This is a genomic window from Mycetocola zhujimingii, assembly GCF_003065425.1.
Lineage (GTDB): Bacteria > Actinomycetota > Actinomycetes > Actinomycetales > Microbacteriaceae > Mycetocola_A > Mycetocola_A zhujimingii.
In genome coordinates this window covers 2,555,812-2,566,979 of the sequence record NZ_CP026949.1, presented here as the reverse complement: position 1 = coordinate 2,566,979, position 11,168 = coordinate 2,555,812, and the positions used below count along the sequence as shown (strand labels likewise).

Annotated in this window: 10 protein-coding genes; 5 read left to right on the top strand and 5 right to left on the bottom strand. The window is 62.0% G+C overall.

Features of this window, described 5'->3' with window-relative positions; genetic code table 11:
• Positions 1-4: 4 nt before the first annotated feature.
• Complete coding sequence (locus tag C3E77_RS12260; RefSeq protein WP_198412225.1) at positions 5-643, top strand: response regulator; 639 nt, start codon at positions 5-7, stop codon at positions 641-643.
• 175 nt (positions 644-818) lie between these two features.
• Positions 819-2,786: a glycoside hydrolase family 71 protein gene (locus C3E77_RS12255; RefSeq protein WP_108391886.1), complete on the top strand. Its 1,968-nt coding sequence runs from the start codon at positions 819-821 to the stop codon at positions 2,784-2,786.
• A 1-nt stretch (position 2,787) separates the two neighbouring features.
• Here C3E77_RS12255 and C3E77_RS12250 read toward each other — a convergent pair whose 3' ends face one another.
• On the bottom strand, positions 2,788-3,390 hold the full coding sequence (locus C3E77_RS12250; protein ID WP_257791029.1) for an arsenate reductase/protein-tyrosine-phosphatase family protein: 603 nt from the start codon (positions 3,388-3,390) through the stop codon (positions 2,788-2,790).
• 29 nt (positions 3,391-3,419) lie between these two features.
• Positions 3,420-4,925 carry a tyrosine-protein kinase domain-containing protein gene (locus C3E77_RS12245; RefSeq protein ID WP_108391884.1) on the bottom strand — a complete coding sequence of 502 codons (1,506 nt, stop codon included), beginning with the start codon at positions 4,923-4,925 and terminating at the stop codon, positions 3,420-3,422.
• Positions 4,926-5,134: 209 nt separating this feature from the next.
• Here C3E77_RS12245 and C3E77_RS12240 point away from each other — a divergent pair, with 209 nt between their 5' ends.
• Positions 5,135-6,595 (top strand): hypothetical protein, encoded by a 1,461-nt coding sequence (locus C3E77_RS12240; protein WP_162925002.1) that lies wholly within the window; start codon positions 5,135-5,137, stop codon positions 6,593-6,595.
• Here C3E77_RS12240 and C3E77_RS12235 read toward each other — a convergent pair.
• On the bottom strand, positions 6,592-7,701 hold the full coding sequence (locus tag C3E77_RS12235) for a glycosyltransferase (RefSeq protein ID WP_108391882.1): 1,110 nt from the start codon (positions 7,699-7,701) through the stop codon (positions 6,592-6,594). The genes C3E77_RS12240 and C3E77_RS12235 overlap by 4 nt on opposite strands.
• Before the next feature lies 1 nt (position 7,702).
• Positions 7,703-8,317 carry an LbetaH domain-containing protein gene (locus tag C3E77_RS12230; protein WP_108391881.1) on the bottom strand — a complete coding sequence of 205 codons (615 nt, stop codon included), beginning with the start codon at positions 8,315-8,317 and terminating at the stop codon, positions 7,703-7,705.
• 149 nt (positions 8,318-8,466) lie between these two features.
• Here C3E77_RS12230 and C3E77_RS12225 point away from each other — a divergent pair, with 149 nt between their 5' ends.
• Together C3E77_RS12225 and C3E77_RS12220 are read left to right on the top strand one after the other, a co-directional pair.
• Positions 8,467-9,762: a lipopolysaccharide biosynthesis protein gene (locus C3E77_RS12225; RefSeq protein ID WP_162925001.1), complete on the top strand. Its 1,296-nt coding sequence runs from the start codon at positions 8,467-8,469 to the stop codon at positions 9,760-9,762.
• Positions 9,763-9,775: 13 nt separating this feature from the next.
• The gene (locus C3E77_RS12220; RefSeq protein ID WP_108962362.1) at positions 9,776-10,453 is read left to right on the top strand and encodes an acyltransferase; all 678 of its coding nucleotides are present in this window, start codon (positions 9,776-9,778) and stop codon (positions 10,451-10,453) included.
• Between the two features lies 1 nt (position 10,454).
• On the opposite strand, the gene C3E77_RS12215 is transcribed toward C3E77_RS12220, so the two are convergent.
• A complete protein-coding gene (locus C3E77_RS12215; RefSeq protein ID WP_198412144.1) occupies positions 10,455-11,168 on the bottom strand; it encodes a CDP-alcohol phosphatidyltransferase family protein in 714 nt (237 codons plus the stop codon).

Below are 11,168 nucleotides of genomic sequence, written 5' to 3'. Positions count from 1 at the left end.
CGTCATGATCGTTGATGACCAGGACCTGTTGCGGATGGGACTCGCGATGGTTCTCGCCGCGGAAAGCGACATGGTCGTTGTCGGTGAAGCCGCCGACGGTGAGACAGCTGTCGAGCGGGCGATGGCGCTGCAACCCGATGTCATTCTCATGGACGTGCGGATGCCTGCCCTCGACGGAATCGAGGCGACCCGCCGGATCGTGGCGGACCGCCAGAATGCCCGCGTCATCATTCTGACGACGTTTGACCTCGACGAGTACGCGTTCGGTGGACTCAACGCGGGGGCGAGCGGATTCCTGCTGAAAGACGCGCCGCCTGCCGAACTGCTTGCCGCGGTCAGGGCGGTTGCCACTGGCGAGGCGATTGTCTCGCCTCGCATCACGCGACGCATGCTCGACCTCTACGGCGGCAAACTGCCCGTCGCTGGGTCGGAGGCGACATCGGCGCAGCTCGCTGCCCTGACCCAGCGCGAACGCCAGGTGCTCGTCGCCGTCGGGGAGGGGCTCTCCAATCCCGAAATTGCCTCGCGCCTGTTTCTCTCCGAATCAACGGTCAAGACCCACGTCGGGCGCATCCTGTCGAAGCTCGACCTTCGGGACAGGGTGCAAGCGGTGATCCTCGCGCACCGGGAAGGCCTCGTCTAGACCGCCTACCTGAACCCAGTCGTGACCCTCTCAAGCGGACGAACCCGGGTTGACGTGACGCCTGTGCGAGGCGCCGCTCTCGCTCCGCTTGTGGACAGAATATGATTAATTCTCATAAACCCCGTAGCATGTGCCTCTCACGAGGGGCAACAGAGCGAACAGGGAGTATACCTATATGAAGTCACCGACAATAGATCACATCGACCCTGAGGTTCGACTGTCACCGCGCCGGCGGCTCTTCGCTGGCGCTGTTGTTGTTGCCCTTGCCTGGTCGGTTCTGACACCACTTGCCGCCCCAGCGGTTGCGGCGACCACTGAGGTCGTGCTGTCACCGACCGCCGCCACCTGGACATCGGCGCGGCTACCAGGCACTCCTCTCGGCGACAAGCCATACCTGAGCGCGTCCAGCTCGCAGGACACGTCGTATCTCAAGTTTGACGGTAAGCAGTTTGCGGGCAAGAAGGTCGTCAAAGCGTCGCTGGAATTGAGTGTCTCGTTCAGCACGGCGACGGCGGGGGGAGTTGTTGCCTACCCGACCTCGACCACGTGGAGTGAAAGTTCTCTCACCCACCAGAACCGGCCGGCACTGGGGCCTACAGCCCTCAACACCGCGTTGGTGCTCGCCAAGACCGGTGCGAGACTGTCGGTGCCCCTGAGTGACCTCAGCGCCGTCTCCGCCACGCAGATGGCCTTCGGGTTGCGGTACTCGCAGCAGTATGTCAGCAACAATTTTTCGCTTGCCCAGTCTGACCTTCCGAAGCTGCGGGTCACTGTCGAGGACGCGGCTATCGCCAAACCGGTCGCACCGCCAGTGGTTCCGCCAGTCGGTACCAATGGCAAGAAGGTTTTTGCACATTATTTCCCGCCGTATCCGATTTCGATTGATAACGCAGCGCCTGCGAACGACTACTACGAGAAAAACTACTTGACGGTCGACGGCGAGGGCGGTATCCACGCGTCGTACGGCGGACTCTTGAGGGACCGACCGGAGACTCGCGCTCCTCTCTCAGGTTCCGACTGGCGCGTTCAGGATTTGAAGACTGAAGTTCGGCAGGCGATGGCGGCGGGCATCGATGGCTTCACGCTCAACATCATGGGTCTTTCCGGTCGAAATTGGGATGCCAGCATCAACCTCATGAAGGCAGCCGCCGCAGTAAGCCCGGACTTCACGATTATTCCGATGATCGACGGGACCGCAAGCATCGGATCGCAAAGCGCCACAGCGATCGCCACAAAGCTCGCGGAACTCTACCAATACTCGTCCGCAGAGAGGGCGTCCAACGGCGAATACGCGTTGTCGTCGTTCAAGGCCGAGAACAAGGGAGTGAGCTGGTGGTCGTCGATCATCCAGGCGCTCAAATCCCGGAACATTCCCGTCACGTTCACCGCTATCTTCCTCAACGCGAGTGATGCAAACATGAAAGCCTTTGCTCCGATTAGCGATGGGGTCGGCAACTGGGGAACACGAACGGTAGCAACGGTCACAGGTGGGCCGAATAACGCTGCGCGCGCCCACGCCATGGGGCTGAAGTGGATGGCACCGGTGGCAGTTCAAGACGTACGCGCACGTTCATTCATTTACGATGAGTCGGGGAACACGGAGACGCTCCGCGCCACGTGGAACCGCGCGATTGACGAGGGAGCGGATTCCGTACAGATTGCGACCTGGAATGACTACAGCGAATCGACCCACTTCGCCCCATCTGTTGCCCACGGTTCCGCGTTCCTTGACATCTCCCGACACTACGCGGCGGAATTCAAGACGGGAAAATTCACCATCTCGGATGACGCCATCTATGTGACTCATCGCATTCACGCTGTGGCGGCGGTTCCTCAAATCACCCTCACAAAGACGATGTCTCCGACGCTGAGCGGCAACGGAACACCGCCCCGTGACACTGTCGAGGTGTTGACGCTGCTGAAGGCGGCGGCGAGTGTCACCGTCACGGTGGGTGGCAAGGCCGTTTCGTACAATGCACCGGCCGGAGTGTTTGCCAAGACGTTCCCCCTCGCGGTAGGGAAGGTTTCGGCGACTGCCTCCAGAAACGGAGCGGCCATCGACTCCGTCGTCTCGCCGCATACTGTCGTCACAAGGCCCCTTGTGCAGGATCTGCAGTATTACGCAGCAAGCAGCAGGGATTGAGTTAATCCGAGCTCACGTGTGAAAGGGCCGTTCGTTGGGCGACAAGCGCGTGAACGATCACGGCGAGTGGCTCCTTCATTGCTCTGGCAACCGCTCGATAGACGGAACGCGACTGTTGCCACGGGTCAGCAATATCGTCGCCATTGCCGGCCGAGGTCTGGTTGACCCCGCGCCCGGATGCTATGAGCGACGTCAGTTGCGCAACGGGATTCAGCGCGGGATCCGGCGGGAGCGGTGGCGCGGCCTGCAAGAGCCGTGCCGCCTGAGTGACGGTGAAGATACGGGAGACTGCTGACGGGTGCATTCGGGCCGCCACCGATCTGTGAGCCCGCTCGGCAGTCAGGATGAGGTCGGCCGATGCGACCAATTGGTGGGAGAGTTGACGAGAGCGGAACAGAGACGGATCGATGTTGTCTTCTCGCAGGATCTCGGCCATGGGGCCCGCAACTGATTGGCGCAGAAGCGCGTCGGTTCCCGCGGAGCGAACCGCTATGGAGGTGATGTGGTGCTGCGCCAGGCTGCGACGCATTGTGAGTTCAAGGAACGGTGACCGGCAGATGTTCCCGGAGCAGACGAAGAGAATCGTGCCGTCTGTGCCGGCCATGGAAAGCGGTGCGCGGGGGGAAACTGGCATCAGGCTCCTAACCGTGGCTTCCTGGAAGCAGGTCGTGCGGCCCCGTCCGCTGGAGCGTCAAACGGTATCGTCTGGGGTGAGGATTGCGCGCTGCTCTTGGCGCGCCGTCCGGCCACCGTTGTTGGTCTGGGCGTTGGTTTCGGCGCTAGTTTCGGCGCTGGTTGAGAGGCGTACGTCATGTGGTAGCGACCCATCACGCTGGTCGGAGCCAGGTTGAGAACTGTGCCAAGGATGGGCGCGTCCACCACCGACATCCGCTCGACTGCCTTGCGAAGCTCACGCACTTCGACCTTCTTCGCTCCGACCACGAGGATGGCCCCTCCGAAGAGGCGAGCGAGGATCGTTGCGTCGGTTACCGGTATCAGTGGGGGACAGTCGATCACTGTGACAGCGAACCGCTCCTTGATGGACGTCAGAATTTCTTCGGCCCGCGCGGATCCCAGGAGCTCGCTTGGGTTAGGAGGGATCTCTCCCGCGAGCAGCACCTTGAGGCCGTCAACGCCCCATGGCTGGAGGACGTCGTCGAGTTTCGCCTCGCCAGCGAGGAGCGTGGTGAGGCCGACACCGCCTTCGAGGTCGAGAATACCGCCGAGGGTTGGCCGCCTGAGGTCTGCCTCCACGAGGCAGACGCTCGCACCTGAGGCGGCAATAGTCGCGGCCAGGTTGGCTGCTGTCGAGCTCTTGCCCTCGCCGGGAATCGAGGACGTCAGGACGAATACCTTGTGATCATCATCCGCTTGAAGGAAACGGAGGTTGGTGCGCAGCTGGCGGAACTCTTCCGCCCGTGATGACAGTCGGTTGGATCGGAGAGCCATGGGTGCTGCTGAGGCCGAGCGATCGTACACAATGGAGCCCAGAAGGTTTGAGCCTGTAACCGCCTTGATCTGTTCTGGCGTCCGCACTCGCGCATTGAGATTCTCACGGGCGGCCACAAGGGCGATGGCTGCGACAAGTCCGCCCAAGAGCCCGAGAGTGACCGACAGTGACGTGTTCGGTGATGACGGGAACAGGGGCGGGACCGCGCTTTGCACCGTTTTCAACTGGAGTGGGTAACTCCCGTCCGGCAGTTTGGGGACGAGCGTCTGGACGGAGTTTGACAGACTTGTCGCGAGGCCATTCGCGATTGCGGCGGCGCGATCGCTTGAGCTGTCTGTGACCGTGATGGAGATGAGCGATGTGTTCAGCGGAACTGCGGTGGAGATATGGGTGCGTAATTCGCGCACTGTCGTGTCCAGGCCGAGTGAATCGATAACCGGTTGCAGGACGATCTCCCGCGTTGCCACCGCGCTGTAGTTTCGCGCCTGCTGCTGGGAGTAGTTACTTCCCTGTGCCAGTTCACCAGTGTTCTCGCCGGTAGAAACCGCAACGAAGAGCTCGGTGCTGGCGCTGTACTCCGCGGTTGCGAGCAACGTGTAGCCGAAACCGAGGCCGCCGCCCAGCGCCGTGATGAATGCCACGGTCAGCCAGTGCAGCCGCACCATGTTCAGAATTCCCCGGTGTTCCACTTCGTTCCCCTCATTGGCCGGCACGCGGCGCTCGTGCACGCGACAGCCCGGTTGACGTGATGCCGCGGGATGTCCGCACACGAATGCCGGACTGCCCGCCGCCACATGTCATGATATGCACATGGTCATGCGTGAAGTGAGTGAATCTCAGGTTTGTGCCCTGTTGTGGGTGTGTGTGGTGCGTGCCCCTCGATGATGGGATGGGCGACGTGACATCCGCTGACCTCGCCACGCCCACAGTTCCAGTTCGTGCCAGCAAGCGCTGGCACGTTGGCCAGTCCGTCGCGCTCGTAGCCATTACCGCCCTGCTCTCGGGGGTGATCCCGCTCACGTTGGTGGCTCAAGTCGATGATGTTGGTCTCACCGATGCCTGGGTATTCACCGCGGCGATAATAGTGTGGGGTGGGGTACGGCTCGGCTGGTTGATCGTCGCTGGGATGCCGAGGCTCTTTGATTTCTTCTTCTGGATGTTCTGCTACATCTTTATGGGTATAGCGCCAACCGTGCAGTTGCGGTCCGGCCTCACATCGACCACTACTCCCGGAATCGACGAGGGGTTGTACCTTCCCACGGCTTTGATCGTCTGTCTGGGGCTCGGTGCCTATGAACTCGGCCGTCTGGCGCGGATGGGTCGCGAACGATCTGTTTTGCGGTCTGTCAGTACTCAGGAAAACGCGCTGCCCACCATTGCGCTTGTCGACAGAAGGCATACGTTGCTTCTCGTTGGTGTGGGGCTCGCAGCGAGCGCGTACTTCCTGCTGTCTGTTGGTCCAGGCGCGTTGCTTGGCAGTCGCGCAGCGTCCTTCGCTGCCCGTGAGGGGGCGTGGCCCGATCCGGCCATTCGTTCTGTGATGTACGCGCTCGCGATTTATCCGCTCCTTGTGGGCGCGGGGGCGATTGCACAGCTTCGGCGTCGTGCTCAGGCACCGAAGGCGGTTCGCTTGTACACCCTCAGTTTGGTGGGTTGCGTCGTGGTACTGCTTCTCATCGTGAATCCCGTCGGCAGCGCGCGATACACATTCGGAACAGTTGGCTTCGCCCTCGCTGTTTACGCCGGCGCCCTGGTGTCGGGGAAGCGTGTGCGGGTGACTCTCGCCAGCACGCTCGGAGCCTTTCTGTTTCTGTTTCCTCTCGCAGACGCGTTCCGGAGCGAAGAGGTGAAACTCACGCGAAATGGATTCTTCGGCGAATATATGAGCAACCCCGACTATGACGCGTTCTGGCAGGTAGCAAATGCGTTCTCGTACTGGGTGGACGGGCTGGTGATTCCGTTCCGACAGTTTTTGGGGAGCGTGCTTTTCTGGGTGCCGCGAGCTCTGTGGGCGGATAAACCGACGGATACCGGCATCGTTCTGGCCAACTACCGAGGGTACACTTTCGACAACCTGTCAGCGCCGCTGTGGGCGGAATTGCTGGTCAACGGCGGGGTCATTCTCGTGGTTGTCGGGTTCGTGCTCGCGGGTATCGGGTTGAGGTTCATGGATACCAGGCTGCTGCTCTCGTTCGGACTCGGTGGCCTCTGGGCGGTGGTCGGCGCAATCTTTCCTGTCTATATGACAATCCTGATGCGTGGTTCGTTGCTCCAAGCTACGGGAGCGATGGCCGTAGCGGTGGCCTGCGTGCTTTTCGTCCGCCAGCGAAGAAATGTCGAAAGACTCGACCGCGCTTAGCTGGTATATGCCAACTCGAGAATGTCGGCAACACGGCCCATGCTCAAGTCCTTTCGGGTGGCCTTTGCGCCCCTCTGCCCCATCGCCTCGGCTATGTCCGGGTTATCCAGCAAAAAGCGCACCGCGTCATCCAGACCCGACTGAGTTTCATTGATGACGAGTCCACACTCGGCCCGCCGCACGATCTCGGCCAGACCACAGGACTCCGTAATGACGACCGGCAGGCCGAGTGACATAGCTTCGAGCACGGACATAGGGAACGGTTCATCCACCGACGGCAGGACGTAGATGGATGAGCGAGCCATGCGTTGGCTGGTCGCTTCGGGCGCGAGAGGTCCGTCCCAAGATAGGCGCGGAGTCTTTGCCTCGTCGATGGCTGCGCGTGTGGCCGCGCCTTCTCCCTCGTCTGGGCCGACGAGGGTAAAGCGTACGTCGGGGTAGTCCGGCGCCAAAGTTGAGGCAGTATTGACGAAGAATCCCGGACGCTTACGAGGCGCGAGCCGCGCGAGGAAGAGAACCTCGACGGATCCGGGCTCCCGGTGGGGTTCGATATCAGGTACCGGTACGCCGTTCGAGAGCTCCTGCAGCGAGAGGCTGTTGCCCCCAACCGCCTCCAATCCGCGTCGTTCTTCGGGAGTGAGATAGAAAACGCGCCTCGCACTCTTCAGGATCCGGCGCGTCAACAACGCGTCCAACGGACGGGCGAGCGGATGGGAGGAAGGGTCGATCATGCCGTGTGTCTGAAGCACAAACGGGACTCGCGCGCGCTTGACCTGGTAGGCGGCAGGTTGCGTCACCAGGTCCCGAGCTGCATGGATGTGCACCACCTCAAAGTTCTGAAGATTCGACGACAGCCAGCGCCGGAGCCCTGGCGCGGTCAAGCCGGCGAATCCTGCCCCTGGCATGATCGTCCTCGCCGGGAAAAGTACCGCGGGGACGCCGTCATAAAGGACGGGGGCGGCAGATTCGAAGCCACGATGCCCGCCGGCAATCGTGACGTCGTGCCCGCGTTCCATCAAAGTTCGGGCCTGATTGACGGCCACGCGAACTGGTCCACCATATTCGCCATTCGGGCTGATGAGCGTAACGATCGAGAGGATTCGCATGTCAGCGCGATACCGCATCCGTCGGCCGTGCCCGAGGGGCCAGGACGAGCGCGCCGGGGCGGACGCTGTCGCTGACAAGTGCTGTGGCGCCGACAACCGCGTCGTGGCCGATCGTGGATCCTCTGAGCACCGTAGCGCGAGCGGCGATCCACGCACCATCACCGACAACGATCGGCGCATTATCAAATTCGAAAGTGGGGGAGCGCCTGTCATGGCTACCTGTGCAGAGGAGGACCCCCTGTGAGATACAGACGTCTGATCCGATTGTCACGGGCTCGAGGTTCAGAATCCAGGTCTGTTCTCCGATCCACGAGTTGTCTCCAACAGTGAGCTTCCATGGCCAATGAATACGAACGCCGTGGCGAATGTTGACTCCTCGGCCGATGGTCGCCCCGAAGGCACGGAGGATGCTGACTCTCGCACTCGGTGGGCACCACCACCGAATCGACACCAGCCCGGAGACCAACAGCCACGCTACCTGCCACAGGGCGTTGCGTCCCCGGTCATACCCGGCACCGGAGAATCCAGAGAGGTTTCTCCGGGATATCGGTTCCGCGCTCGATGGCGTTGTCGGGGTCGCGCTATGGCGCTCGGAACCGTCGCGGTGGGTGGTCATCCCGACAGTGTACGCACGTAATTTGGCCCGAACGCTCTTCGGCGACGCCCCCGTTGTGGGTATTTGAGGATTCCTCGGTATTCGCGCTAGCGTTGAGCGATACGCGCAAGGAAATCGATAGTTGGGTGGAACTCCCGGAGAGTGGAGCCATGTCGAGAGGCACACGTCGTTTGGTCGCTGCCAGGTCCGGGCTCAGCAAAATTGCGGGCTATTCCCTCTCAATGCTCGTCCTGGCTGTGGCATCGCTGGCGATCATTCCCGTCATGGTTGGAGCGGACGGCCCGCGGGCGTGGGCGTCCATCGCCGTCGGACAATCCATCGGCGGCGTTGCCGCCGTTGTGGTGGGATATGGCTGGGGCCTGACCGGGCCGGCTGTCGTAGCGCGGGCCGATCCACCAGCGCGAGTGCGCGCTCACTCCGAGTCCCTCTGGGTCAAGTGCGTCCTTCTTGTGCCGGTAGGGGCGACTGCGGCGAGTCTTGCCGCACTCCTGACGCCGACGCGCCCGGATCTTGCTGCGGTCGGGGCACTCTCCACGGCAGCGGTCGGGCTCACGGCGAGTTGGTATTTTGTCGGTCTTTCGCGGCCGTATGCCTTGTTCTTTCTCGAGACATTTCCACGCGTGCTGGGGACAGTGGTGGGAATCGCCCTCATGCTCGCGGGGGCCGATGCGTTCGTGGGGGTCATGTGTGTGCTGGGCGGGATGGTGCTGGCGTTCGTCGCCTCGTCGATCTTCATTCAAGGTGTAAGCGGTGTGCCGCGGGGTGAGAGGCTGCCGCGCAGCCCGCTGTGGAGCGTTCTGGGTTCGCAGGGGCTTGGCCTCAGTTCGACCCTGCTATCGTCCGGATACGTGGCTGCCCCCGTCCTGATCGTGTCTGCCGTCGCCCCCTATGCCCTTCCGGTTTATGCGATCGTGGATAAAGTTCAGCGTCAGGTATCGGTTGCTCTCAATCCGTTCGTGACCGTGTTTCAGGGGTGGGTGCCTCGAGCAACGAGTGATCGGTTGCGTGAGCGGGTGTTTCGAGCGCTCGCGCTGTCTTTACTCTTTTCCATCCTTCTTGGTGTGGGCATGCTCAGCGTCGCGCCCTATTTGATTGCGTGGCTTGGCGGTGATCAGATTCGCCCCGGAACCACGACACTCGTGCTGATGGCGGGATTTGTCGCCCTGGCCCTGTTCGAGGCCGTCGTGAGCAAAGCAATCCTGATTGCCATCGATCGGGTGAATGTCGTGGCCACCGCCACGCTCGTCGGCAGCCTGGTTGGACTTCCGCTTGTCGCCGTCGGCGCCGTCTTCTTTGGGCCGAGTGGGGCGCTGGGGGCCATTCTCGTCGGCCTCGCTCTCCGCGTGGGGATTGAGCTCACCGGTGTGTTCACCACTTTTCGACGAGCCGACGGGCCTGTGTCTACCGCAGTCAATACGAGGAGAACTCAACGTGCACAGATCTAGATTGGGTTTGGTGATGGCCGTTTGGCTGCTTCCTGCCGGACCGGTGAAGAATCGCCTGCTCCGACGCCTCGGGCACCAAATAGATCCTGGCGCGCGCGCACGCTCGAACTTTGTGTGGGGCGTCGACTCGTTCGTGATGGAACCGGGAAGTCGCATCGGTAAATGGAACCTGATCAAACACATGTCGACCGTGTCGGTCGGGTCCGGTGCATCGATCGGGCGTCTCAATGTCATTTCCTCTCACCCGGTATATGTGCGGCTCTACCCCGTTGGCGCCAGACTCGACCTTGGCTCGCGTGCAAAAATTACGAGCCGTCACCAGCTCGATTGTTCCGGCGGGTTGCGGGTTGGTGAGCTGTCATCGATCGCCGGGCACGACACCCGAGTGTTGTCTCACAGCGTTGACCTCGCACGTGACGCCCAGGTCGCGTACCCGATCGTCATCGGTGAACGGAGTTTCGTGGGTGCGCGATGCCTCCTTCTGGGCGGTGCGGTCCTTCCCGCCAGGTCGGTCCTCGCCGCGGGGTCGGTTCTGCCGCACCTCAAAGGTCATCCGGCAGCGGGCCTCTGGGCCGGCGTACCGGCGGAGTATAAGCGTCCTGTGAGCGGCGAATGGTTTGACCGGGAGACGACCTCCACGTCGCGCGTCTTCATTCCTGATACCGATACCACCGTCGAGAATGCCCTGTGACTCAGGGGCGTGCGGACAACTCCCGGAACCACTTGGTGAGAAGCATTGCGGCGATGGCTGCGTTCGCCAGAAAGAGAAGGCTGTACGCCACGACGAACACGGGGGTGAAGCCCCAGACTACGAAGCTCAGGCACAGAACTCCGTAATCCGCTGGCAATAGTCCGACCGCTCGCACCGTGGAGGGACGGCTCGGCACCACTTCCCGCCTCGCGGGGAGTGAGCGCTCAATGAGTTCGAGCAGTGTTCCCCCGGCGAACAGCAGCGTGGAGATCACCTGGAAAACGAGGGGAATTGAAAGCCATAGCGTCTCGACCGACGTGTGAAGCCACGCAGCGACGAATACGCAACCGTGAACGGCGACCATCTTTGCGGCGTCGACGACGTGATCGAGCCATTCTCCAGCGGGTGACTGGCGCCCGGAGAGTCGTGCCACCTGGCCGTCTGCCGAGTCGAGCGCGAAGCCGAGCGCGAGCAGTAGCGCGACGACGATGCCCACGGCAAGCCCCGGGCGCTGCGAAACCAGCACCGCGAGCCCGGCTGTAGTAGCTATTGCCGAGAGAAGCGTGACCTGGTTGGGGCTGGCGCCCACACTGTGCAACGCGGCCGCGAGCATCCTGCCGAGAGGCCTGTTCACGTGCCGGCTGTACAGTGACACGCCCTTCTTCGGCTTTTGGGCCTGCACCAGTTCTGCGTACGCCAATTTGAAGGTGGTCAC